The 24,200-nt window shown below is 58.1% G+C and carries 32 protein-coding genes and 1 pseudogene; 18 read left to right on the plus strand and 15 right to left on the minus strand.

What is annotated here, in order from left to right; translation table 11 throughout:
- Positions 1–217: 217 nt before the first annotated feature.
- The 9 genes and pseudogenes from P4L78_RS10280 to P4L78_RS10320 form a co-directional block, all read right to left on the minus strand.
- A complete protein-coding gene (locus P4L78_RS10280) occupies positions 218–586 on the minus strand; it encodes a helix-turn-helix domain-containing protein (RefSeq protein ID WP_309328002.1) in 369 nt (122 codons plus the stop codon).
- A 2-nt stretch (positions 587–588) separates the two neighbouring features.
- A complete protein-coding gene (locus P4L78_RS10285; protein ID WP_309327948.1) occupies positions 589–1,131 on the minus strand; it encodes a hypothetical protein in 543 nt (180 codons plus the stop codon).
- The gene (locus tag P4L78_RS10290; protein ID WP_309327949.1) at positions 1,128–1,568 is read right to left on the minus strand and encodes a hypothetical protein; all 441 of its coding nucleotides are present in this window, start codon (positions 1,566–1,568) and stop codon (positions 1,128–1,130) included. Before P4L78_RS10290 ends, P4L78_RS10285 begins: the two co-directional genes overlap by 4 nt.
- Before the next feature lie 232 nt (positions 1,569–1,800).
- Positions 1,801–2,088 (minus strand): hypothetical protein, encoded by a 288-nt coding sequence (locus P4L78_RS10295; protein ID WP_309327950.1) that lies wholly within the window; start codon positions 2,086–2,088, stop codon positions 1,801–1,803.
- Positions 2,085–2,633: a host-nuclease inhibitor Gam family protein gene (locus P4L78_RS10300; protein ID WP_309327951.1), complete on the minus strand. Its 549-nt coding sequence runs from the start codon at positions 2,631–2,633 to the stop codon at positions 2,085–2,087. Before P4L78_RS10300 ends, P4L78_RS10295 begins: the two co-directional genes overlap by 4 nt.
- Before the next feature lie 256 nt (positions 2,634–2,889).
- Entirely contained in the window at positions 2,890–3,093 is a 204-nt protein-coding gene (locus tag P4L78_RS10305; RefSeq protein ID WP_309327953.1) for a hypothetical protein, read from the minus strand.
- A complete protein-coding gene (locus P4L78_RS10310) occupies positions 3,090–3,341 on the minus strand; it encodes a hypothetical protein (RefSeq protein WP_309327954.1) in 252 nt (83 codons plus the stop codon). The genes P4L78_RS10305 and P4L78_RS10310 overlap by 4 nt, the downstream gene beginning before the upstream one ends.
- Entirely contained in the window at positions 3,338–4,387 is a 1,050-nt protein-coding gene (locus P4L78_RS10315) for an AAA family ATPase (RefSeq protein WP_309327955.1), read from the minus strand. Before P4L78_RS10315 ends, P4L78_RS10310 begins: the two co-directional genes overlap by 4 nt.
- A 124-nt stretch (positions 4,388–4,511) precedes the next feature.
- Positions 4,512–4,606 (minus strand): annotated as a pseudogene (locus P4L78_RS10320).
- Between P4L78_RS10320 and P4L78_RS10325 the strand changes: the two are divergent.
- Positions 4,594–6,195 (plus strand): hypothetical protein, encoded by a 1,602-nt coding sequence (locus tag P4L78_RS10325; protein ID WP_309327957.1) that lies wholly within the window; start codon positions 4,594–4,596, stop codon positions 6,193–6,195. The pseudogene P4L78_RS10320 and the gene P4L78_RS10325 overlap by 13 nt on opposite strands.
- A gap of 780 nt (positions 6,196–6,975) precedes the next feature.
- Here P4L78_RS10325 and P4L78_RS10330 read toward each other — a convergent pair.
- From P4L78_RS10330 to P4L78_RS10355, 6 genes are read right to left on the minus strand one after another with little or no spacing between them, the layout of a single operon-like run.
- Complete coding sequence (locus tag P4L78_RS10330; RefSeq protein ID WP_309327958.1) at positions 6,976–7,140, minus strand: hypothetical protein; 165 nt, start codon at positions 7,138–7,140, stop codon at positions 6,976–6,978.
- Positions 7,137–7,997: a hypothetical protein gene (locus P4L78_RS10335; protein WP_309327959.1), complete on the minus strand. Its 861-nt coding sequence runs from the start codon at positions 7,995–7,997 to the stop codon at positions 7,137–7,139. Before P4L78_RS10335 ends, P4L78_RS10330 begins: the two co-directional genes overlap by 4 nt.
- Positions 7,998–8,043: 46 nt before the next feature.
- Positions 8,044–8,235, minus strand: coding sequence for a hypothetical protein (locus P4L78_RS10340; RefSeq protein ID WP_309327960.1), 192 nt, complete (start codon positions 8,233–8,235; stop codon positions 8,044–8,046).
- On the minus strand, positions 8,232–8,402 hold the full coding sequence (locus P4L78_RS10345) for a hypothetical protein (protein ID WP_309327961.1): 171 nt from the start codon (positions 8,400–8,402) through the stop codon (positions 8,232–8,234). Before P4L78_RS10345 ends, P4L78_RS10340 begins: the two co-directional genes overlap by 4 nt.
- A complete protein-coding gene (locus tag P4L78_RS10350) occupies positions 8,399–8,752 on the minus strand; it encodes a hypothetical protein (RefSeq protein ID WP_309327963.1) in 354 nt (117 codons plus the stop codon). The genes P4L78_RS10345 and P4L78_RS10350 overlap by 4 nt, the downstream gene beginning before the upstream one ends.
- Positions 8,749–8,940 carry a hypothetical protein gene (locus P4L78_RS10355; RefSeq protein ID WP_309327964.1) on the minus strand — a complete coding sequence of 64 codons (192 nt, stop codon included), beginning with the start codon at positions 8,938–8,940 and terminating at the stop codon, positions 8,749–8,751. Before P4L78_RS10355 ends, P4L78_RS10350 begins: the two co-directional genes overlap by 4 nt.
- A gap of 443 nt (positions 8,941–9,383) precedes the next feature.
- Here P4L78_RS10355 and P4L78_RS10360 point away from each other — a divergent pair, with 443 nt between their 5' ends.
- The 17 genes from P4L78_RS10360 (at position 9,384) to P4L78_RS10435 (ending at position 24,188) form a co-directional block, all read left to right on the plus strand.
- Positions 9,384–9,923, plus strand: a complete 540-nt coding sequence (locus P4L78_RS10360) for a hypothetical protein (protein ID WP_309327966.1) — start codon at positions 9,384–9,386, stop codon at positions 9,921–9,923.
- A 310-nt stretch (positions 9,924–10,233) separates the two neighbouring features.
- The gene (locus P4L78_RS22920) at positions 10,234–10,515 is read left to right on the plus strand and encodes a zinc ribbon domain-containing protein (RefSeq protein ID WP_405051536.1); all 282 of its coding nucleotides are present in this window, start codon (positions 10,234–10,236) and stop codon (positions 10,513–10,515) included.
- A 33-nt stretch (positions 10,516–10,548) separates the two neighbouring features.
- Positions 10,549–10,746, plus strand: a complete 198-nt coding sequence (locus P4L78_RS10365; protein WP_309327967.1) for a hypothetical protein — start codon at positions 10,549–10,551, stop codon at positions 10,744–10,746.
- 768 nt (positions 10,747–11,514) lie between these two features.
- Entirely contained in the window at positions 11,515–12,045 is a 531-nt protein-coding gene (locus P4L78_RS10370) for a hypothetical protein (protein ID WP_309327968.1), read from the plus strand.
- 4 nt (positions 12,046–12,049) lie between these two features.
- Complete coding sequence (locus P4L78_RS10375; RefSeq protein WP_309327970.1) at positions 12,050–12,247, plus strand: hypothetical protein; 198 nt, start codon at positions 12,050–12,052, stop codon at positions 12,245–12,247.
- Between the two features lie 22 nt (positions 12,248–12,269).
- Positions 12,270–12,548: a hypothetical protein gene (locus tag P4L78_RS10380; RefSeq protein ID WP_309327971.1), complete on the plus strand. Its 279-nt coding sequence runs from the start codon at positions 12,270–12,272 to the stop codon at positions 12,546–12,548.
- Positions 12,549–12,647: 99 nt separating this feature from the next.
- A complete protein-coding gene (locus P4L78_RS10385) occupies positions 12,648–13,553 on the plus strand; it encodes a lipase family protein (RefSeq protein WP_309327973.1) in 906 nt (301 codons plus the stop codon).
- Positions 13,550–14,323: a DNA adenine methylase gene (locus tag P4L78_RS10390; RefSeq protein WP_309327974.1), complete on the plus strand. Its 774-nt coding sequence runs from the start codon at positions 13,550–13,552 to the stop codon at positions 14,321–14,323. The genes P4L78_RS10385 and P4L78_RS10390 overlap by 4 nt, the downstream gene beginning before the upstream one ends.
- Before the next feature lie 18 nt (positions 14,324–14,341).
- Complete coding sequence (locus P4L78_RS10395; RefSeq protein ID WP_309327975.1) at positions 14,342–14,791, plus strand: hypothetical protein; 450 nt, start codon at positions 14,342–14,344, stop codon at positions 14,789–14,791.
- Entirely contained in the window at positions 14,788–15,042 is a 255-nt protein-coding gene (locus P4L78_RS10400; RefSeq protein WP_309327977.1) for a hypothetical protein, read from the plus strand. The genes P4L78_RS10395 and P4L78_RS10400 overlap by 4 nt, the downstream gene beginning before the upstream one ends.
- A gap of 41 nt (positions 15,043–15,083) precedes the next feature.
- Positions 15,084–15,665 carry a hypothetical protein gene (locus P4L78_RS10405; protein WP_309327978.1) on the plus strand — a complete coding sequence of 194 codons (582 nt, stop codon included), beginning with the start codon at positions 15,084–15,086 and terminating at the stop codon, positions 15,663–15,665.
- On the plus strand, positions 15,662–17,245 hold the full coding sequence (locus tag P4L78_RS10410) for a hypothetical protein (RefSeq protein ID WP_309327980.1): 1,584 nt from the start codon (positions 15,662–15,664) through the stop codon (positions 17,243–17,245). The genes P4L78_RS10405 and P4L78_RS10410 overlap by 4 nt, the downstream gene beginning before the upstream one ends.
- A gap of 171 nt (positions 17,246–17,416) precedes the next feature.
- Entirely contained in the window at positions 17,417–19,924 is a 2,508-nt protein-coding gene (locus P4L78_RS10415) for a phage portal protein (protein WP_309327981.1), read from the plus strand.
- Positions 19,921–20,622: an HK97 family phage prohead protease gene (locus P4L78_RS10420; protein ID WP_309327982.1), complete on the plus strand. Its 702-nt coding sequence runs from the start codon at positions 19,921–19,923 to the stop codon at positions 20,620–20,622. The genes P4L78_RS10415 and P4L78_RS10420 overlap by 4 nt, the downstream gene beginning before the upstream one ends.
- Positions 20,623–20,649: 27 nt before the next feature.
- Entirely contained in the window at positions 20,650–22,164 is a 1,515-nt protein-coding gene (locus P4L78_RS10425) for a phage major capsid protein (protein ID WP_309327983.1), read from the plus strand.
- 57 nt (positions 22,165–22,221) lie between these two features.
- The gene (locus P4L78_RS10430; protein ID WP_309327985.1) at positions 22,222–23,190 is read left to right on the plus strand and encodes a hypothetical protein; all 969 of its coding nucleotides are present in this window, start codon (positions 22,222–22,224) and stop codon (positions 23,188–23,190) included.
- A 365-nt stretch (positions 23,191–23,555) separates the two neighbouring features.
- Positions 23,556–24,188: a hypothetical protein gene (locus P4L78_RS10435; protein ID WP_309327986.1), complete on the plus strand. Its 633-nt coding sequence runs from the start codon at positions 23,556–23,558 to the stop codon at positions 24,186–24,188.
- The last annotated feature ends 12 nt before the right edge of the window (positions 24,189–24,200 follow it).

Here is a 24,200-nt window from a genome sequence, read left to right on the forward strand (position 1 = left end):
CATTAGCACGGGAAAGCATTCCCGGACCGTCGGATCGAGACTGCGTGGAACGCAGCCGCGACGGCTCGGTGGATGATTTCCGCCTGCACAACACCAGCAACAGGTGAAATCAGGCGGAAAGAGCGGGAAAGAAGCGGAATATCAATGACTTATGCTGTTTTGTTTCAGCAGTTGCACGGAGAGATGCGGTCATTGACATGGGGAAATCTGGAAAGGGTTATTTTCCACCGACCGCCAGCGAGTGATTCTCGCGCATGAAGGCGGTGAACCCTTCCACGACCGGGACGCGATAGAAGGCGCGGCCGCTGCCAATCCGGGGCCGAGCCGCCCGGATTTCGGACAAAAGGGTTTCGGGTTTGACACCCAGGCGGCGTGCGATATGAAGGATGGCGTCCATCGGGACGCGAACATAGTCCTGCCGGCCGGCTATGTCAAACGCAGCGAGCTTCCCTTCGTCGATCAGGTCCACCACGTGGCGGTCGGACACCTCCCATTTGGCTGCAACCTCGCTCACCGTCAGGACCGTGCGATCCTTGGGCCAGGCGAGGCTGGGGAAGTCAAGCTGCTGTGGTGGAAAGGGACTCATAATCAAAACGGCTGTCCCGGGCGCGTGGGCGCGTTGCCTTTGAGTTTACGCAAGAGTCCCAACAGCGCCGACACGTCCAGGTCCTCCCAATAAATCGTGCCCCAAATATCCTGGGTAATCTGGCAGATGTATTCGTCCGCCGCCGCCGCCTTGATCGAGCGGATTAACGAGACCTTGCGCGACTGATCGGGATTGTCCCAGGCGACGTGGGTGGCGATGTTTTCTGGATCGACCAGGAGACCAGGATATTCGCGCTCATTCCCCCAAAGCAAAAGCAGCCGATCAAACTGGCTGTTGGACAGGCTCTCATGGCTGATGTCGCGTCCAAAGGCCAGCACGTGGCAGGCGTGGCGCAGGTCATCGGCAACGACTGCGCGGCAAGCCCGGTTGGCCAGGTCGGTGGCGATCCGCCAGACGGCCGCATGATACTGGCTGGCGTCCGTGACCGGGGTGGCCACCAGGCGGCCCTTCAGCCAGCGCCAGCCATTTTTACGCTGCACATCGGCCCACCGCCGCCAGTACTTTGAATTTTGCGCGGGGCTCATATCGGTGAGAGGATCATGGTCTTTCCCCGGCGCTGCAAATCGCGCTGGACAGCTTCAGCGTGCGCGGCGCAATAGCGGAAACCATTCTGCCGCACCATTGCTGCCGGCGCGTTGCAGGGCTGCTGCCGGCCATCCTCGCGCATGACAAACTGACACCCATCCGCATCCGCCTCGGGCAAATTCGCCGGCCGGGCTGGCGCGGGCGGAAAGGGCATTCCAATTTCTGGCTCAGCGCCGTACCGCATTCGCATCTTGTCGGCGGCCACGCGGCGCGGTTCGGTAAACCAGAGTGACGGCCGCGAACTGTAGAAAAAGTGGGCGATGAAATTCCATTCCCAGGTGGAGATAATCAGGCCGTCTTTTGCGCGGGCCGTCGCATCGAGCTTGCGTAGGAATATTTCGCGCTCGCGGTCGGTGATGGCGCTGGATGGGATCATAGGCGGCCTTATTCGTTGAACAGATAACCGGACTGCCGGATGGTGGGACCATCAAAAATGGAACCGGGCCGCTTGCGTAAGGTGCTTGTGGCAGACTGCCGAGACTTAAATTCCTGAGCGCTACTAATATTTGTCGTCCAGCCACCGCTCATGGTCAGAAACCGAAGGCGGCTGCGGGATCGCTTGCAATCAAAGCAGACCCGGCAAACAAAAAAACTGTCAGCGTCAAGGATCATGACCTCACCTCCGGTCTCGCCTTCAGAATTGCCTGGAGTGTTTGGGCGCGGGCAATGTGGGCTGAAACAATTTTTTGTCCTTCCTCAATATAGGCATTCGCCTGGCGACGACTCGGCAGAATTGTGCTCGACCTGAGTTTGAGCAGCTTGTTGCCCACGATTTTGGTCAGACGCTTCGTCTGATTAATGTGGTGGTTAATCAGCGCATGCACCTCAGCGGCGGACAATGCCATAGTATAGGGGCGATCGGCGGCCGGCTCCCATCCTTGTACGGTGTTGCTCACAGCCGCACCTCCGTGTTGGTGAGCTTCGGTTCCACGTAGAACGATTCCTCTTGGACGACCTTGACGCCGATGGGTTTGAGGACCTTGGTCTCCAGCGCTTCCTTGTCCGGCTCGCTGGCGGCAAAGGCGAGGATGGCTTCCTTATCCAACTCGGTCGTGGTGCGCGTAAAGGCAAAGGCGCGGGCTAGCACGGCATTAAGGACCATCTCCCACTTCCAGGCGCGCGAGAGCAAAGCGAGTTTCGGCGTGCCTGTGCGAAAACCGAGCGTTCCCGAAAGGAACACAATCGACTTCCGATCCTTCGGAAAATCCTCCGGGTGGGATTCGGCCCAGGCGCGGAGCGCATCCACCTTGGCCGCAATTGAGGTATCGCACTCGCCGATGCCGACCGCAGCCTCGTCCTGCAGCTTCAAGACGGCGGCATCCAGCCGAGACGTGAGCGTGCGTTTGTTGGTCTCAGCGAGGGCGAGTTCGTTCATGACGGACTCGGCTTCGTCGCGGGTCGTGATATTGGGGAGCGTGATTTTGATTCGGGATTTTTTCATATTGGGGCAATAGGGAGTTGATTGGGGGAGACGCACCGACCGTTAAGGCGTTTGATGGACCGAGCACGTTGCTGCTTGATACGCAGGCAGCGCTTGCAATTCACCGGGCCGATATCTACCTGGGCAGGCTGTAGCAGGATTCCGCAGACGGTCTTGTTGTGGTGGATCGCGGTATGGATACGATGACCCTCACAGCCTTTGGTGATGGGCAAGCTGAGCAAATGACGCGCCGTGGGCGATATGGCTTCCAGGATGCTCATCGCATTACCTCCGCGCTGGCTTCGGCCTTGGCGTCCTTCACGGCCTCCAGCCATTCATGCCTGGTCAAAGGGGCCGAATGCTTCTTGCCGTCCCCGGTCGATGGTTTGGCCGAGCACCAATGCGCACGCAGACCGCGCGCGGTGAAACCGCGCCGCCCGCAAAGCGGACAGGTGAGAAGCAACTCCTTTTGCGCGCTCACTTGGCACCTCCGACTTCCCCGCCGGTCATTACCTCGAACAGTTTGGTCACGCCATTCTTTTGGTCCGGCAGCGTGAGATCGGAAATGTGCACCCAACACTTTCTACCGTTCCTCATTTTGACCTGGGCGTAGCAGGGATTCAGGATTTCGATCTTGCCCTCGCGTGATGAGAATCGCATCGAATTGCCGTTGCTGGAACAGTGCATCCATTCGACCTTGTCACCAACCTTGAAAACTATTTCGCTCACTTGGCACCTCCCGTCTGAGAGTCGGACAACGCCTGCAGGGTTGCCCGCCGTGATGCTGATGTGGCGCACAGCGATTGAATGGCCGAGGTGATCATGCCCAGCGTCAGGGGCGTCTCATCGTCCTCCGCCTCCTTGCGGGCCGAGCGCACGGCACTGGCCAGCGTCGTCAGGTTATACCGGGCCGCGATATACGGCTGTACCTCGCGGGCCACCTTGCGCAGTTCGCCATCGCGCTTGAATCCCTGGCCGGCCAGGAACGCTTCCACGTCCCCCACCATCACACCGTCCCGGAATTCGTCGCAAATCGGTTGCAGGCAGCGCCTGAGCGTTTGCCGGCTTTCGCCGATCGCGCTCTTGTTCGTCCCGGTGATCACGTCAAACTCCGTGGGGAATCCAAGGTAGACAAAACGGACAGGCGTCTCATCCACCAGATCCTTCAACACTCGGAAGAGTGCAATGCCGCCGTTGTGCGCCTCGTCCAAGATCAGTACAAACTCGCCGAGCGCCTTTGCGTGCGAGATCAGCGTCGGCATCACGTCCGCTGGATTCTTAGGCCGCTGGCCGCTTAACTTCTCCAGGATCGCGCAGGCGATCTGATAGCCCCGCTCGCGGTACGAATGGAGCAACCGCAGATAGAAGAACTTCGATTCGCGCTCGTCATCCATCACCTTGCTGGCCCACCACGATTTGCCGACGCCCTGGGGAGCCAGGCTGATCAAGCCCCGGATATCCAGCGGCGAAGCCAGCAGCCGCTCAAACTGCGCGTTCATGTGTCGCACGTACGGCAGGTTGCTCAGAAAGTCGTCCGCGTCGTAACTGCGCGCGCCGTCGAGCTGGCCGGCGAACGATTGCAGCTTGGCCAGGATGCGTTGTTCGTTCACGTGTCCCGGCCACGTGCCGTCCTTAAGCTTGATCCATGTCTTGTGGCTTCCGAGGTACCGCTCGTAGCGGGCGGCGAACCGGGCATCACTGAGCCCGAGTGCTTTCTGGTGACCGGCGAACCGGTTGACCAATGCGTTGATTTCTGTTGAATGGCTGGCGTCCATAGTTGTGTTGTTGTTTATTTGGGTGCAGCCTCAGGCTGCTGTTCGTTGAAAAGTTTCCGAAGCTCATAGGGCAGTTTTGCCGGCCGAGCGGCCACCGCCCGGGGCGGCAATGCTGACGAAGGATCGGACGCGGTAGGAGTCGAACCTACAATCTCCCTGCTGGCGGCGCTTTCGCTTAACCGGTGATCACGGGTGCACGAACCATCGTGCTGCGCGTCCACATTAGTGACTTCCACCACATTGCCCTGGCCGTCGCGCGCACTGGCGCTCCGCACGGCGATTTGACCAGGTCGCGGCATGGCGCGGAATTGTGTGGCTACATATTTGTCCTGCTTCCGCCGCACCATGTCACCCGAGTCCACGGCTCCGGCGCCATAGCGCTCTTCAATCGTTTCCACGCGCACGCCGGCCGGCGCGGTGGTCACCTCCAATTTGGGGCCGGGAATTTCGCGCGCCGCCGTGAACATGAAATCACCTGGCTTCCATCGCTGAAAATTCGCGCTGTTGCTCTGCGCGGAGCGGTTGAAGATGGCCGCGCCCAGGTTGGGATCTGTCTCGTCAATCTTATAGAACAGCTCATAACCATCACCCAGGGCGGCAAATTTCTCGTGGCGATATTGATATTCCTTGCCTCTCGACTGGACATTTATATACCCGCCGCGCAACGTGGTTTTGCGGGGTTCGCCGGGCAGGCATGCGGCAAAAAGTTGCTCGGTCAAGGGCAGCAACGGCACCTGCTGCAAATCCTGCCAATGCGCGTCGTAGCGCGTGCGCCCATCGGGCGTCAACTCCGAGTTAATGCGGTTGAACGCCTCCACGATACAATCGGCCAGTTCATGCTGACTGGCAAAGTGAAGGTCGCGGGCGCTGAACGAACCGGCGCGCACGCGACGAAGCTGCTTGGCCCCATGCTCAAATTCACCGGCGTACCGGCCGATGCACTGGTAGTTGCGCGCCGTGATGGCGAGAATGGTTTGGAGATAGTTAAAGTGGGTCTCGATTTCCTTGGTGTGCGGCTTGTACTGGTAATTTACCTTCACACCGCAAAGACCCAGCCCCTGCACAATGGTATCCATGTGGCCTTTGTCCATGGCCGGCCGCTCAAATTCCTCCTCCAGCAGCCAGCCGTTGTCCAGGTGAAACCCGGTCACTTTGTGCGAATGCCAGACACCCTGCTCAAATTGCACGTAGGACGGCACACCGCCAGCCGCGAGGCACGTCTTGTAGAACGCGCGCAGAATATCCTCCGCCCGATAACTCTCGCGCGCCCGGGCGATCAGATCCGCGCTCTGCCAGACCTTATGTTTCGCCCAAATGAAATAGAGCCCTTGCCGGCTCAGAATATCACCATCCGGCAGCGTCACATAGAACGGCTCATTCGCGCTCATATCATCCGCGCTCAGCGACCAGGCGGCCGGCCGCTCAAACCGATCCCCATTCGGCAGCCGGCAAGTGTCATCCCGCCGGCAGGATGGACCGTAATTCTGAAAATGTTTCGGCCCGCGCAAACGGGCTTCCACTTCAGGGGTCACATTGCCCCGCAGAAACCTGAGGAAAGGTACAGGTTGGTATCCCTCACGCAGACGGGCGCGCAAAGGTTCCGGGCATTCCGGTTCCCAGGCAAATTGCCGAATAGCTGTAGCCGCCTTGGCTGTCCGGCGATCATTGGCCGCGTTGGCGCTGCTGGCCCCCATCGTGGCCACATACAGGGCCAGCAACTTCGCCCGTACATGCGCCTGTACAGTCAAAAACTCCCACTCACATTCCTTACCGCCGCTCAAGGTCGGCGCCAGGCGTTCCGGCGTTAACTGATCATCTCTCAGCGACCCGAACTTTTTGAGCAGCCGGGAAAGCGTCGGCGCGGAGGTTCCGACCATGGTGGCCACGTCGCGCAGATTGCCGATCCGGTCTATGAGCATGACGCCGGCCTCGTCCTTCTCACGCGTGGCCCGCAGGATGCGGCACCACGCGGCCCCTTTGGCCAGGTCCAGCCGCTTCTGCGCGGACACCGGCTCGGGGGTTAAAGGAACATCCGGCGATGACAACTGGCCCCGATGCGTGATCGTTTCGCCAGATTCGTTGCGGGTGACTGATATCGGTTGTCCCGAACTTGAGTCACTCGCCGGATGAAATGGTTTGATCGTGTAGTTGATTACGCTCATGACTTGACAGAAAGGAGACTGGTACTTTGCTTGATGGTGAGCCCGGGGAATCCGGGCCACGGGAATAGAACGAGCGGACCGTTCCGCTTGGGCTGCAGTGCCCAATAGACTTTGCCGCACGAGCCTTGCATGCGATCGTAGTGGCCCAAGTGTGCGCCGTGCTTTTGGCCGCACTCGCACACCACCTGGCACCACTGTGTCGCGCGTTCGCTCATGCTCCTACTGGTTTGGGTCCCATCTTCACAAATTTGAAAGAGGACAAAAAATCAGGGAGCGGCGAGAGCCACGAAAACGAATCGTTCGCATTGCCGGTATCCGGGATATTCGTTGTGGCTACGACCTACTGATCTGACAGATCTATAATCTGGTAGAGCAGGCCGTTTTGCAGGCACTGCCATATTTGCCAGAGCTCAAGCGTTTGATTGCTCATAGGTTGGTGTGGGGCTTCTGCGATTTGAGCCATTCGACGTTTTCCGGCTGCATCCATTTTTCACCGCACGCGTCCCAGCATTTGTCCGTGGACGGCTGGCCGTACACGGAATCGCGAAGCGCACGAACCTCGGCTTCGGTGAGTTTGGTTGGCTCGCTCATTTGGCCTCCTTCGCCTCGCGCTCAAGCAGTTTGATCTCGGCCGCAATCTCGGCGCGTAGCTCGGCAGGCAGGTCGCTGATGGTCTTCTTGATCTGCTTGACCGCCGTGCGCCGTTGTTCATCGTCGAACTTCGGGAACGATTTACCCCACTTTCCCAAGCTCCTAAAGCCGTCCAGGAATAGCTCAAGCTGCTTGGGTGCGGGCTGGGTTTTGCCTTCCTCCGCCGCCTTACTGCCGGCCAGCCCGGCGCGGGCCTGCCCGGGTGTGCAGGATTCCTCCTGATCCATGATGCGCATCGTCCAGTAAGCCAGCGCGGTCATCTTGGCATTTTTTAATTCTCCCCATTTCTTCGGCTCATTCTCCTTGTCCCACGCGAGCAGCGCATCGTAGGTCTGTTTGGAATCCTCCAGACAGCGTTCGCTCACATGGATCGCGGCCGCAACCTCCGCCAAAGTGGCAGGACCGCAATATTGCGGTTTCGCACCCGCCACGCCCACCGCGCCCCGGTTCCGGCTCGAAAATTCCACCACTTTCAGGGCAAGCGGACAATAAGCAAAGGCCACCTGGTACTTGAATTTGTAGCCCAGCCGATTCGTGTTTTCGCCCAGGGCAATCGCGGCCGCTTCCTCTTCGCTGATGACGATGAACTCCATATCCACCTGCCGCGCCTTATGGGCGAGCCGACGCGTTTCACCGGCCACCAGGAGGTTTGGCTCAACCAAATAACCAGGCGGCAGCTTCACGCCGCGCGCTATGACATCGCTGATCGCGTTCACGCGCTCTTGGCTGGGCCGGGGTAACAATTTGCGGGTCCAATGCATTTGGACGTCGACGGGGTTTTTGAGGACTGTTTTCATAAAATTGTGATTGTAGGGCACGACGTGAGGAGTGCGGGCGTCAGGGTCATGCGGTCCTCATCTGGACCAAGGTTTGGGAGGCGATCGCTTTGTTCACGTCGCTCAGCCGTTCAGCCAGGCTGCCGATGTCGCCGCACGGCTGACCGGCATAGAGCAGTCCCTTGCGGTGCTCCAGCAACCGTCGCAGGCGACGTTCCTCCTCGCGCAACGATTCCAGGGATGGTAGTTCGGTTGTCATTGGTCGTTTTGCCCTTCGGGTTGTCCATCGGCATCCAAAAACTGGCGCTCACACCAGCGATCCAAGCGGCGGCTGCCACACAGGGCCGACAGGATGCCGATACAGCACACCGGAAACAGCCAGAGGAACACGTACAGGAACGCGAGAATGAAGTAGATGAGTTTCATTTGGATCGTTTTGGGAAAAGGCCCATGAGGATCAACGTATCTTGAATGACCATCCAATCATCGGGTTTTGGCTCTAAACCCAATGTATCGCTTCCACCTGGCCAAACGATTAGTCCGTGGTCTGTGAGGCTAAAGAAGCCGGCACTCAGAGGTGCCAACCAAGATTGGTCCACAGCGGCGTTGTGCGGGATTGACTCGTGAAAAATCAAAGCCATTTTCAAGCCCACGAAGTTGCGGACGATTACATATTTGAGCCGCTTTACCGGAGCCGTAGCGGCGGACTGGTGTTCGCCGCCATTATCACCCAACACGCTCCGTATCTGCTCGGGAGTCAGCGCGGGAATTTTCACAGCGAACCTCCCTTCGTCGGATGCGGTCGGATGTTTGCGCGGACATTAAACACGCCCGCATATCGCCGGGCCTCGGTGATCATCCGCCGTGCCACCGTCGCCGCCTGCGCCGCCGTCGCTTCATCGGCCATCCAAAATACGTCACGCAGATACCCGCGCTCCCGCCAACTGATGCTGATCGTTTTCATTGTTTGTCTCCTTGCAGGTTTAACTTCAACTGGCCGGATTGGATCAATTCCAACTGCCTGTCCGATTGGGACAGCGCAATGAACGCATTCCGCACTGGGGCGACTCCATCATTGTCCGTACAGGACTGAAGCAAGCCGCCTAAGAATTTAACCGCGTCCGGAACCGGCAAAGTCCGGGCGTGGGCTATCGCCTCCTGGAAAAAATATTCGCGATGACTACTCATTGGCCATTGCCTCTGCTTTCATGCGGATATTCCGCGAATATCGAATTGAATTGTGATGACAACCCAGTTTTTTGGCGACTGCGCGGATCGTTCCGAAGCGCGCAATCAATTTGGCCTTGACCGGCCGCCAACTTTCGGCTGTAATCGTCTTATTGTGACTTGTCACAACAAGACAATAACAGTCCGATTAGGACTTGGTCAACATCTTTTTAGGACAAAATGGCGGTAAGATTTTCATCTCAGGCCGACGAAATTATGGCCATTTGCAGCAGGCTGAATATTCAGCCTGACGAGCTAGGGGAACGGGCTGGCGTGGCGGCTGAGACGATGCGCAAGTACGCTAAAGGATATCAAAAGGCCAGCAGCAACGTCATGCAAGGACTGCGGAATGTTGAACGCATCGCGATCCTCATCCACGCGGGGGCGCCCCCGAAAAAACCCGACGCCACCCGGCTGCATGCCTGGATGGAAACGCAGACGTTGGACCGCACCCTGCAAGATCTCACCGCTCGCCTTGTCAAATCAACGCCAAGCGATCGCAGGAATATAATCACGAATATTAAGGATGTCGTTGAGGAACTCCAATCACGAAAAGCGGGTAATCTTACCGAAGCACAACAGATTGCCAAACGCGCTGGGGACGCATTGTCTAATTCTGAGAGGGGTCTGAAGGAAATCGCGGAGAACGATGACAGACACGAGGCGGCTGCTGATCGGATTTTGTTGGAGGGGATTGCGAACGCAAAGCATCATAAATGAACGCCATCGCGCATAGAAGTGTGTCCAGGTACTTTTCCCGCCGGTCGGGGGACATGGCTTTAATTTCCGCCACGAGTTGTTCTACGTCTATCATACACCCAAGAGCGCGGACACGATGCTTCCCCACCAGGCACGACCAAGCGCCCTTCAGGCAAACACCGTGCCGCGCCAATGGCGCGCACGGATGTCCAGGCCTGATGATGTTGAAATTGGTCGTTTCGGTGGGGCAGGCCCGCGCAAAAACTGATAGATGTATAATCGGTCAAACGACGAGAATCGGAAAGCAAAACCATCAAAACTTATTCACATGATGCTCGCACTCGCACTTCCAACGTTCGTCTGGGTAATCTTGCTCCTGGGGGTCGGCGGTCTCGCCTGGGTGGCAAAAAACAATTTGCGGCCTCGCGTGCCGATTCAGACAGATGCATGCCCAGCCTGCGGCCATACTGTCAGCAGCCAGGCGGTCACCTGCCCGCAGTGCGGCCAACCGCTCCGTTCGCGCGGTTGGTGGGGATTCAAGCTGGTCATCGGGATTCTCTTCGCGCTACTGGCGCTGTGGTTCCTTTGGGATACCATCCGCGCTGTGTTCTAATCCATCCATTATATGCCCCACCAAAACGACCAAATGACCCTCAAATCCAAAACTGTCTTCCTGCCCTGGCGCGGGACCTTAGCCATCATCGTCATCCGCTGTGGCGAGAAATTCTCGCGCCGGACAAAAAGCTTCGCCACCGCGCAGGCCGCGCTGGCCTGGTGCGAAAAGCATCAGGCGAATTTTAATTACTTTCAGCCAGGCGACCAGCCGGCTGCCTGGCTCAACTGAATGCTGCCGAACCCGCGCCATGATATGACTACCTCCCGCACCCCCGCCCAACTGGCTGCCCTGGCAGCCGCCCGCGCAAAACGCACTTCGGCCGCGCCGCGCATAGCCCCTGCCGGCTATCGGAGCGTTGAGCATTTCCTTGACGACACGCGGGAATATGTGGGCCGGCAGTACGGGCGATCTGCCGAGTTGGCTCGCTACCTAAACGTGGGCACGAAGACGGTTTCTCGCTGGCTCAGCCGTGAGAAGCTACCGATGCAGCCAACGATTGATGCCATCGCTGGCTGGCGTCGCAGCCAAAACACGAGATGATTCTCCGTACCTCCGTGTCTCCGTGGTTGAAAATTCTGGAATAGAGCGAACAGGGCGAACGGTGGGGTAGGGCCTTCTTAAAATCTCTGTCAGTGTTGGCGCGATGTTACGCGCCAGCCACTCACAAGCAAATCTTTTCCCCGGGAAAATCATTGCCCGTGCGGAATGCCGAGCCGAGGCTCGGCCACTTTGTTGCGGCGGTGATGCCTTCACCTCCGATGGGCTGGCGTCCATCAACATCAGTCATCGCCGCAACTTAATTTCCACTCCATCAGCGTTCCGCACTCCGCGCTCCGCACTCCTCACTTTAGTCAGCCGCCGTCAAGACGCCCCGCTTCCAGTTCACGGGGCTGAAGGTATTCCATCGGGCCATGTCGTCCCGTTCAATGATGGGGACCTCGGCGGCTTCATTTGCAGTACAAACCCCGGCCAACAGGCCACAACCGTAAGGAAATTATGAAATACCTCACCCCAACACTTGCGATCGGCGTCGTCTCTTTGGTCGCTTCCGCCATTTTGCTCGGTGGCTGTATGACGGAGTCCAGCACCAGTGTCACTCCGGCCAGCACCAACTCGGTCGGCCAAGTAACACCTCCGGTCACCAACACCGTCACCATCATCAACGAGCAGAATCTCGCGCTCGATTGTGCCGCGCTCCAACTCGTCGGGACGCCCGCCCTCATTTATGCACTGACCTCTGACCCATCGGCCCGGCCGATTGTCAGCGATATCCAAGTCGCATTAACCGGCGCCCTGGATGGGGTGAATACCAACGTCGTCTCAGACGTCGATGGCTTGGTCGGCAACAACGCCGCGTTACAGGCCAGCATCCTGCCACTGATCACGGCGGCCGGCACATTGGAACAGCAACTCTTGGTTAAATACGGCACCAACAACGCCGTCATTGTGACCAAGGCCGTCCTCCAGGCTGATCTCAATACGGTCAACGCCGCGCTGGCAGCAGTCCCTGCGTCAACAACCAAATAATCACATGGCCGCCGATCCTGTCACTGCCTCGCTCGACGTCGCCGACGATGTGCTGAAGCTCACCGCGCAAAAAGACGCGCAAGCCAACACCGCCGCCGAAGTCGCCGCCAAGCAGGCCCGGGAATTGCAATCGCTCAAAGATCAAATCAACCAAGCCCTCGAAAATGGTGATCTCACTCAAATCCGCCGCCTGTGCGCTTAGCCTTTGCGTGGCCGGCTGCACGATGGCTCCCAAACTTGTGGAGCCCTCCGTGCCGTCCATGGATGCCGGATCACCCACCTCGGGGGTCCTCACGATTCTGCCAGGCACCAATTACCTGGTAACCGAGCTTTGGAGCGAGCGGTATACGGCGTTGATCCATCAGTACGGCACCAACTATATACCGCCGCTCACGGAGCCGCGATGGATCACGCCGACCAATGGTGGGTTCGTTGTGACCTCTGATGGCATGGCCGCCATGTGCTATCTGAACATCCTTTCTAAGCAGCTTTTGAAACCGTGATTTCTATATAAAACAAAAGGTCCGCATATCCGGGTTTGCCGGCTCATCCGATTCGGAGACACACAAAGTCCGAACAAAAAACCGGCTGCAATTTTGCCAATGAACCTAACCGCTAAACAATTTGACCTGGGCAACGCCCGGGCCTGCGCCCGGGCCAGCGCCTTCGCATATCAGACCGCTACGATTTCCGCGCCGGATACCGATACGCATTGCCTCATTGAGGAGAAGCCGGATTGCATCGTCATCGCCTTTCGCGGTACGTCCAGCATCCGCAATTGGATCACCGATGCTCAATTCGAGCGCACCACGCTGATCGCGGTGAATACTACAGTCTCCAAAATCCATAAAGGGTTTGAACGGGCATTTAACAGCATTTTTGAAGAGCTCTTAACAGCCCTGGGTGGTTGCTCGGCGGATAAGATGCCGAATCAAAAGCCACTCTGCATCACCGGCCATTCTCTCGGCGGTGCACTCGCCATCCTGGCCGCGCTGGAATTATGGCGTAACGGTTGTCAGATCGCCCAGGTCTATACCTTCGGGCAGCCTCGCCTCGGCAACGCAGATTTCAAGGACCGTTATGATCACGTCCTTGGTTACAGAACTTTCCGCCTCGTCTTCCAGGAAGACATTGTGCCTCGCATTCCACACCTCCCAGCCTGGCACGACCCTTATCGGCACGTGGGCATAGAGGTTTTCATTCCGTCCATTGCTATACCCCATTCTGCCCAGGTGGATACCGGTGATCTCTGGATCAATCCACCGTTCTGGCGCTTGTTGATTTCAGACCTCTGGGGAATCTATCGCGCATTTATCGTTTCCAAATTCGCCGCTGCCCTGGACCCGATTGTTGATCACCACGTCAATAATTACATTGCCGCCCTGGACAAAGTGACTGATCCGCTTTCCACCCCAACCACACCGCTGGCGCCGGAGAATGCAACTCCGACGCCGGCGGTTATTCCCGCCGTCCAGCCTTCCCCTGAGACCAAGCAGCAAGAATCATGACCGAACGTATCAAACCAATTTTGCGCTGGCAGGGTGGAAAATCGCGGTTGCTTAAAACCATCCTCCCGCTGATCCCGCCGCATGACTGTTATTGCGAGGCATTCTTTGGGGGCGGTGCAGTGCTGTTCAGCAAAGAGCGATCATCCGTCGAAGTCATCAATGATCTGAACGGCAATTTGATCGCGCTCTATCGGAACCTGCAGTTTCACCTTCCTGCATTGCTTGGCGAATTGGATTGGTTGATGGCATCGCGCCAGAACCTTTTTGACTTTATCGCCCAGCCTGGTCTCACAGAACTGCAGCGGGCGGCCCGGTTCCTCCTGGTGAACCGCACGTCATTCGGCGGGGGCATGTCCAGCTTTGGCGTCGCGAAGACGGCCGGTGGGGGCGTTGGCTTTCACCACGAAAAGATCGCGCGGCTAATCGGCGCGGCCCATCAGCGGCTTGAAGGCGTGGTCGTTGAGAATCTGTCCTACGAGCGCTGCCTGAAGAACTACGACTCGCCGAAGACGTTTTTCTTCATGGACCCGCCATACGAGGACGCGACCAATCGCGCCTATGCCGGCTGGGACAAGCAGCAATTGACCACGTTCCGCCGTGACGTCGGGAAGCTCAAGGGGAATTGGATTGTCACCTTGAATGACTCGCCTTTCACACGCGACCTTTTTTCCGACTGCAACCTCAAACCCATCGTCAGTGAAAACCGCGCCGTGAACCGGCGCACTCATTCGGATACCAAATTCGGTGAACTCGTCATCACGCCGAAATAACCAAAACCAAAACGACCAATGATGCTCGCAGAAATAACCTGGACACAGCTTGGAGAAATTGTCGGCGCACTGGCCGCGCTGGCCACCATCGGCACGCTTATTTATGCCGTCGCGGCCGGTAACCGCAAAACCACCGTCAAGGTCGACCAGGACCCGACGCCCGAATTTCGCAAGGCGCCCAAGCGCTACAACCATGATGCGACGGAAATCAGGTTCGTGAATCTCGAAAGCAAGGTAGGCGATCATGGCATACGGATCACCAGGATGGAGGAAAGGCAGCGAACGGAAATGACTGAATTGGAACGGCGACTGGATAACTCGAATGAAACCCGCGCCAGCGAAACCCGGCAATTGATCATTGGTATGAACGCCGCCAACGAAGAGCGCGCTACGGCAATACATAACCGGGTGAATGACATCCTGGAATCCGTGGGTGAACTGCGCGGCGAAATGAAGGCGAAAAAATGAAAACGAAACTTTATCGTGCCATCTTGCTGGCCCTGAATCAATGCGACGGCGTGCCCATGCCCGAAGCCGCCTTGTTCAGCGCGGCCAGTCTGCTCTGCCGACCTGATGAACCGACGCCCGGTGAGATTGCCGATGCCATCCAGGACCTGGCCACGGCCGGCCATATCGACGGCACTACCGATGATCTCGTCAAGACGCGTGTCTGGCTGCTAACCGCCAAAGGCATCCTCAAGGCCCGTGCCCTGAGATAAAAGGATCAAACGTCACGTTTGTGAAACCACGCGAATCCAAATTGGACCAACACGCCGCCACCTTGGCGGACATGGAGGCCGAGAAAAAGACGCTCGCCGAAATGCTCACCTGGCTGAGGGATGAAGGTGTCACGTGTTCCGCATCCACGCTCTCGCGATTCCTGGAATCACAGCGTCAGGCCCATCTGCAGGACAAGCTCCTGGCTCAGATCGCCAGCGGAGCGCGGCAATGCCAGGCCGTCGAAAAGCAGTTCGGCCAGAATCCCGCGCCTGATCTGGAGACGTTGATCAAGCTGCACCGGGTGTTGACCCTGCAACTCTCCACCCAGGGCAATGCCGATCCCGAGCTGCTCAAGCTCGCGGATCAACTCTTGCGCACGGCCATGGAATTTGTCAGCGGTCAGACGAAGGCGGCGCACAAGGAGCGCGAATTGAAATTGGCCGAGGAAAAATTCCAGTTGGATTTTTGCGAGAAGATTCTGGACCAGGCCATGCGCGATTCGGCTGAGCGGATTGCCAATTCCAACCTGAGCAATGCGGATAAGATCGCGGCCATGCGCAAGGAAGCGTTCAAGTCGGTGGACGAACTGCAGGCGAGCGGAAAGGTGGTCATACCGAAATGAAACGCATCCGCCGAGAATATCAGAATGTCGCCCTGGTGGCCGTGCGCGAGACCCGGCAAATTGCGCTCTACTGGGCACGGCGCTGTCGCAAGTCCACCACGCTGGGTGACATCGCCTTTGACGAAATGTCCAAGGAGCATGGCCGCATGGTCATCGCCGCGTCGGCATCCCTGCTGCTCGGCAAGGAGTTGGTTGGCGTTACGCTATCAGCGGCTGAGCAGGCAATGCTCGTCATGAACGAAGCCGCCGCCATGCGCACGGTCTTCGAGACTGGCGCGGATGAAAACAAGCTGTCCTTCCAGGTCGCTGATTCCGACAAGGGGAAAGTCCTCAAGGGACTCACGCCGGAAGATTTTGCGGAGTTATATCAGAGCAGCCGCATGGAACTGCGCCTCTATTTCGACAAGACGCATTTCTCCCGCCTGCAGGTCATCGCGCCGAACCCCGCGACCGCCCGCTCCTGGCGCGCGACTGTTCTGCGCGATGAGGCTGGGTTTACCAATCCCAACTTCGAGACCGAACTGCGCATGGCCACCGACCCCATGATGCGCGATACGCCGGACCTCAAAATCATCTACGCATCCAATCTGTCCAGTAATGATCGGCACCCATATTTCGAGACGACGATGCCGAGCGAGATCACCGCCGAGACCGAGGACGAGCAGTTCCCGGCCAATCCTGCCGGGCATCTCTATATCGGGCAGCATGGTATTTTGGTGCACCGGGTCGCATTGAAAGATGCCTACGCGGCCGGCCACAAACTGTTCGATGATCACGGCCAGGCGATGACGTATGAGCAGTGCCAGGTCTTTCCGCAGTTTAAATCCGGCTGGGACCCAACGTATGCGCTCAACCACAAATCGGGCGGCGCGGCGGCGATCGACTTGATTGCGCTGCTATCGGCCCAGCGTCGCGGCATCGGCCAATGCCATTTCGTATATGCGGACACTGAGAGCGATGCGCGCCGCGCCTTTGACCTCTTGCGCGGCTCGTTAAGGAATGGCCCGGTCGGCCTCGGCTTCGACGTGGCGAGTACCACGAATGAGAAGAGCAATCCCAGTTCCATTACCTTCACCGAAAATATCGGTGGGGAGCGCTTTCAACGCCTGGTGCTCGTGTTCAAATCCAAAAAGCGAGCGGTGATGTCTGATTACCTTCAGCGTGGGGTGCGCATCGTGCGTGAGCGGCCGGTTGGCGGCCCGGCACGCCGGCTCTGCATAGACGCTAGTAATGAACGTCTGGCCGCAGAGGAGACGAAGGATGATCTGATGCGCTTCATTCCAGTCGAATTGATTTTGGGCAATGCCAAGGTTGAACCGCGTCCCTCTGGCTACCAGGATGATATCAGCTACAAAACATTTCAGGGTGACCTCTATTGCGCGGCCGTCAACGATGGGCGCACGGTCCTGCCGTCCGATGACTATATCAAGCAGGATCATCGGTTGCCCATCAAGGAACAGGGCAAATATGCCTGCCCCGTGGACGGCGACGGCCGGCACGGCGACACTTTTGATTCTGGCAAGCAGGCTGAATATGCCCTCATGGAAAAAACGAACGGCATCGTCGCACTCGTAGGATGAACACTAAACCCTTTTCTATAAGCCACATTGGCCGCGCTGGCTGCCTCCAGGACGTTTCCTGGCTCTGTCGCTGCCTGCCGGCTGCCAAAACGCCGCCTATCCCCCTGCGGTTCGCTGCGGTAGCCGTTATTTTTGACGGTCTGAAGGTCCAAAAACGGTTGGAGGTGACCCATGGCTGATCATCTTCAATTTTCCCCCTACACGGCGAATGTCTTTCGCCGGGCGGAATTGCCCCCCATCCGGTCCGAAGCCGCCCCGGCAGCCACCCAGAAAATGTCCCAGGGTGCCTATGACTGGATTCGGGGCCTGGATCTGGATGAGCGGGATCGCGGTGCCCAGCTCACCACGCCCTACGCCCAATCCGCCTGGGTATACGTCGCCATTTCCGTCCTGGCTGAGCATATCGCCAAGATCCCGTTCCGCATCAGCCGGGTGGGCAGTCGCAATGCCAAACGCATTCGCGCCTTCCGCACAAGCTCTCGTCCGGAGCACCGGGCCTTTGTCCGCCGAACCCTGGGCGAGACGATCGTTGAATCGGGTGATGTGGTGGACCTGTTCAACAATCCGCATCCCTCCATGGATGCCAATCTATTCTGGGAGATGGTCGTCACCTGGGCTTGCCTGCGCGGTGAGTTTTTCGTGATGCCGCTGGATTCGGCAGATCAGCCGGTGGATCTGGCCAGCCGGAGTCCCCGCATTCAGCGGATGATCACGCTGCCGCCTGAATTGTTCTGGCACATGGTGGTGGGCTATACGCTCGAAGGCTGGCGATATACCGGTTCGCCGCTCATTACGCCCATCCCCAGCGAGATGTTGCTGCCCAGCGAAGTGGTCCATGCCCGGCTGCCCAATCCGTATCTATATTGGCGGGGCATGTCGCCGCTCTTGGTCTGCGACGTGGCCGCCAAGACGGATTTTGCGGGCGAGCAGTTTCAAAAAGGGCTCTGGATCAACAACGCCGACACGGGCGTAGTGGTGACCACCGAACAGGTCTTGGATGACACCCAGCGTGAAATCATCAAGGCCGCCCTGCGTGAACGCAAACGCAAGGCCGGCACACCCGACCGTCCGCTGTTTCTGTTCGGTGGCGCCAAGATCGAAAAGCCCACGTTGAGCATGATGGATATGCAATTCCTGGAAACGCGCAAATTCCTGCGCCAGGAAATTGCGTCCATCTTCAAGGTTCCGGAAAGCCTGATGGGTTTCACCGACGATAAGGCCAGCGCCCTGAGCGGCGGCGGGCAGGCCATCAGCGCCGAACGTCTGCAATTTGTGGAAGGGCCGGTCACCAGCCATTGCCATCGCATCGAGATGGCCATTAACAAAATCGTGGCCACCTTCGGTGATGACCTGGTGGGCTGGTTTGATATCGACAGCCTGCCAATCATGCAGGAAGCCAGGCGGGCGCGTCTGGATACGGCCGTCAAGGCCTTTGGTATTGGATTCCCCCTCAACGAGGTCAACACGGCCTATGATCTCGGCTTCCCGAAATTGCCCTGGGGCGATAAGAGCTTTCTGCCTTTCAACCTTCAGGAAGTCACGGCCGATGGCTTGGGGGCCAATGAACCGCAGCCCAGCGAAGGCGGTGATGATCAAGACGAGGATGACGATTCCAAGTCCGGTCCCAAGGAGGACGAAAATCCAAACTCCGACGAGGCGGATAAGGAAAAGGCGGACAAGCAGGCGGCGAAGTCGAATCCATTCACCCGGCTTTCCAAACTGCTCACGGGCCTGCAGCCTGCCATTTTGAGCGGCCAGCCAGCGGATCACATCAAAGCTGCCACGGCGGCGCTCTGGCGCAAGCGCATGCAGTTCCGCAAGGCGCATGTGAATCTCTTCGCTGGCAAGATCGGCAAGGTCATGACGGTGTTTCGTAAGAAGACGCTCGCCAAGTTGGATGAAGTTCACCTGGAGAAATCCGCGGGGCGGATCGGCGAAATCAAATCGTTGGTCGATATCATTTTCGATCAGCACGGCTTTGCGGCCGCCTTGAGCACGGAACTCCATCAGCCCACCGCCGCGCTGCTGCAGGCGGCCGGTGAAAACATGCTCGCAGAAATCGGCTATGACGATCCTTGGAAATATCCCCCAAAGCAGGTGCTGGAATTCATTGCCGGCCGCACGCTCAAGATTCAGGGCGCCAGCGAATCAGTCCGCAACGAACTCAATACCACGCTGGCCGAGGGCGTGGAAGCGGGCGAAACGCATGCGGAACTCGCGGCGCGCGTAAAATCCAAGTTCAACGATCTGAGCGATGGCAAAGCCAAGGTGATTGCGCGCACGGAAGTGAACACGGCCACGTGCAAAGCCGGCTACGTGGCCATGAAGGATGTGGGCATCGAATATAAATCCTGGCTCGGCAGCCATGGCCCGCATGCCCGCGAAGGCCACCAATCCGTTGAGGACGCCACGGTCGATCAGCCGATCCTGGTCGACGACCTTTTCGACGTGCCCACGGAAATGGGCGATGTCGAGCAGATGATGCAACCCTTGGATGAAGAGCACGGTGCCACGGCCGCCAACATCATCAACTGCCAGTGCGACGTGGTGGCGGCCCAGAAAACCGACGAGGATGAGAAGTCCGTCACCTTCAAAATCTACGGCATCGGCAAGATGACGTTCTTGAAAACCGAGACGGGTCATAACACCCGCGATCAATCTACCGTGAAACTAAAATGAAAACCTACGATCAATTACTCAAAGAATTTGGCGCTCGCATCTGCACGTTGAACACGGGCGCGCCCGGCTTGCGGGCCGGCATTCACTGCACCGTCAAGGATGTGGCCGGCGACGATCCGGTGATGGATTTCATCGCCAGCGATGAAACGGTGGACCGCTACAACGAGTGCATCAAGCAAAACGGCTGGGAGCTTGATAACTTCCTGGCCAACCCGGTGGTTCCCGACTGCCACGATTATTCGAGCGTGGGCAAGATCCTGGGCAAGGACATTCTGCCCAAAGACAAGCAGGTGCAGGACGGTAAGCTCTGCACGCGGATCATGTTCTGCCTGGATAACCCCATGGGCGCACTCGCCTACAAGATGGCCAAGGCCGGCTTCCTGAAATCCCAGAGCGTGGGCTTCATCCCGCTCGAATGGACCAATGGCAACGATAAGGATTCGCCCGACCGCACTTATACCAAGTGCGAACTGCTTGAGAAATCCCTGGTCGTGGTCCCAGCCAACCCCGGGGCCACCATCGGTAACCAGATCCGCAGCGTGCTCAATGTGAGCGAGCGCCGAGACCTGGCTGACTTTCTGAAACAATTTTGCAGTGAACAGACTCCCGCTCCTGGTGGCGCGTCCGAGCGGGGAGTCCATGACGCGCAACTGCTGAACCTCGCCCGCACGCTCCGAGGAACGATGAGCGGCAAATAAACATCAACCAAAAATTCGTAATACAGTATGAAAAAAATCTTCAAACCGTATCGCCACCTGGCTTCGCTGGTCGCGGTACTTATCGTCGCGGTCTGCCTGGCGTTGCTGGGCGTGCCGCCCCTCGCTTGTGCGGTCATGGTGGGCCTCTGGCAGCTCACCCAGTTCGCGCAAAGCAAGGGCTATCGTTCCGGCCGGGTGTGCATTGCGGCCTTGACGGATGAGCAGATCAAGGAGTTCGAGAAAATCTGCAACGAGCTCAAAGAGCTTGGCACGCACATTCCCGGGCTCAAGGAATTGTCCACCGCCGAAGGCGGTTTTGCCGCCATCAAGAAATTGCCCGAACTGCTGAAGGGCGAGCAAAAGCGGGTGGATGAATTGGAATCCACCGTGAAAACGCTCAAGAAGAACGCCCTGTCAGTCTCACCGACCGGTGTGCGTTGGGTGGGCAATGTGCCCTTCGTCACGGATGATTGTGCCAAGGCGCTCTCCAGTGTGCTGGTGCTTGAAGCCCATAAGCTGGGTGAAAGCGCCATGCGCCAATTGAACAAGGAACAACGCTCCTGGGAATCCCTGGTATCCCTCAGCAAAGGTTATCTGGGTATTGAAACCAAAGCAGGCGGAGCGTTGACGCCCGTGGATATTCCGCTGCCCACGATCTACATGCCCCAGGTGATCGAACTCGTGTTCCGCTATGGGCAGGCCCGTCAGTATTGCACGCTCTTCCCGCTGGGTGCCGGCACAGTCAAGCTGCCGCGCCTGCAGGCCGGTGAAGACGCGTTTGGGTTCATGGGTGCCGGCACGGGCGGCATGTCGCAGCAAGTGGGGCAGAAGGAAGTCACGGCTGCCTTGGTTACCTACACCGCCAACAAGGCGGGCGGCCTGATCCGGATACCGACCGAACTCGAAGAGGACACGTTCATCCAACTTGGTCAATTCCTCGCCCGATACATTGCCCGCGAATTCGCCAAGCTGGAAGACACCACGCTGTTCATGGGCGATGGCACTGCCACCTATGCCAACATCACCGGCATCGGCACCTACTGCGTGAACAACCCGCAATACCTGGTCAAGCCCACCGCTGGCAACACGGTCATCACGGATCTCACGATCAATAACTTCCGTGCCATGCGCGCCCTAGTCAATCCGGCTGTCCTCGCCAATATGGCGGCCACCGGTCAGACCTCGGCCGCCTATTATTGCCATCCGTCCCTGGAGGCACTGTTCGTCACGTTCAATACGATTGGCACCCCGCAGATCTACATTCCGGCCCGCAACGGTCAGCCGGCCACGCTGGATGGCTGGCCCATCCGGTGGATCGGCGTGAGCGCGGCCAATAACGCCAACGCCCAACCCAATGCCTTCGTCGCCTTCTTTGGTGACCTTAGCTACTGGTATTTCGGCGAACGCGGGGTGGCCCGCGTGGAAGTCAGCCGCGAGGTTTTCTTTGCCACGGATGAACTCGCGATGCGCGCCCTGGAGCGTATCGACTTCGAGGCGATGGCCCTGGATGCGATGTCCACGCTGCAACTGCCTCCCAACTGAACCCAATAACCCATAGCGGCGGCCGGGTGGCCGCCGCCATTTATAAAACAAAAAAATATGCCGAAAGAAAAAATTGAAGTTGACCTGAGCGCCGCCCCTGATCCGGAGATCAAAGCCGGCGACACCGTCAATTATGTGGAGCCCACCACCTGCAAGGTGACGAAGACCAAAGTGGTCTCCGTGCCTGAAGAGCACAAAGGCCGCTCCATAATCATTGAGGTGAGTACCACCGTGAAGAACAAGGATGGTGATGATGTGGTCACCAGCCAGAAAGTTGCGGTGCCGTATCGCCCCAAGGAAAAGCTGGCGGGGAATACCTGGCATCATGCGCTGATTGCCTTGCTGATGGCCTTGGCCCTCAGCCTGCAACTCTCCGCCTTCGCGGCCATTCCCACCTATCACACCATCTCGGCCTACGGGAACAACACGCTTCCCGCCACCGCGATCTTCCCCGCCGATCCGAATTCGCAGATCCGGGTCGTCACCATCAACTACTCGAGCGATAACGCCGCCGCCGTCCTCAACCTGAGCAGCGGTACCACGGCATATTCACTGATGTACACCAACCCCACCACGTCGTGGACCACGAATGTCATCACGTCCACCAATGGTCTGTCGGCCGGCGCGGGGTTGTTTCTACAACACGCTGGTGCGGTCTATACCAACACCGCATCCAGTTGGGCCAACACCGGCACCAACATCCTCACCATTGCCGGGGTGACCATCTCCAACAGTGTCACCACGTATGGTGTGTATGGCACCGGCCCGGCCGGATTTCCCGCCACCAACCTCAATTACGTCATCACCAGCTTTGGCTGGGGCGTTTATCCGAGCGTGAGCGATGAAATCTACCTGCAAGGTCCCATCACGAGCATCTCCGTGGGAATGGGCACCAATTGGCTGAATGGCGATGACCTATTCAGCGGCAACTACGGGCGGCCGGTCATGGCGCAAATCACGCCTGCCACGGCCACCAACCGTCTGTCCAGTGTCAGCAGCCACTACGACAGCGCCAGTCAACCCTGACCTTTAACAGCACGCTAAACGCATGTTAAACCAACCGCCAAAGGATCGCATGATGCGACCGTCGATCATCACGACTCGCCCGGCTCCGCAGCCATCGCGGCCTTTGGCGGTCTTTCCCCGCCCCGGAGCGCCAAGCATTGGTCGGCCGGAGCAAACATCCTCATCTAAATTACGTCGCCAATGAATCCGCGTTGCATCCGGCACAAACTGGAAGTCATCCGTGAAACCCCACTCGAATTTCCCTTATCGAATGGACATCCGAGCGGCACTTTTCGCATCTGGCAGACGCGGAAATGCAAGCTGTGCAACCAAGAAAAAGGACGGTGGAAGCCCGCTGAAAAGCTGGTGAACTCCACACTCAAATAATGAATGCCGGTTTTTCCAACCTGGCCACGCTGAAAAAGCAGTTGCTCGCCAACAGCATCAAGACGGACCTCCGTTTCGATGACATCATCTCGCAGATCGGCCAGGGCACGGCCAGCATGTTCGAGCGGCTCTGCAATCGCCCGCTGGGCTATATGGCTGGCGAGGTGGAGACATTCCGGGCCGACTATTGTGAATTCGTTTTACGGCGCACCCCGGTTTACGCCGTCACCGCCTGGCAGGTGAAGCACACCGAGGCAAAGGGATGGCAACCCCGCGATATTAGCTGGATACGCTCCATTGACCTCGCGAACGGCATTGTAAACCCTAGCGACCATGACGTGGGACCGTGGTTCGCGCAGGTGCAATTCACCTATAACGGTGGTTATTTCTGGGAACAACTTGAGCCCAAAGATCCCGGTTATCCCAGCGCAGTCCCAGCCGGCGTGCATGCCCTCCCAGCCGATCTGTTGAACGCCTGGTTCCTGCAATGCCGTCACGTCTGGGCCTACCTGGACAAGCTCGGCACCGATCTCCTGACGGCCGGCAAAGCCACGTCCATCCGTTTCCCGGAGGATTTTGCTCCTACTGTCGAGACGGTTATCGCCAACCATCGCCGCTACAAACTCGTATGACGCCCGCCCTCC

Origin of the sequence: Silvimonas sp. (genome assembly GCF_031291215.1) — a bacterium.
GTDB classification, from domain to species: Bacteria; Pseudomonadota; Gammaproteobacteria; order Burkholderiales; family Chitinibacteraceae; genus Silvimonas; species Silvimonas soli.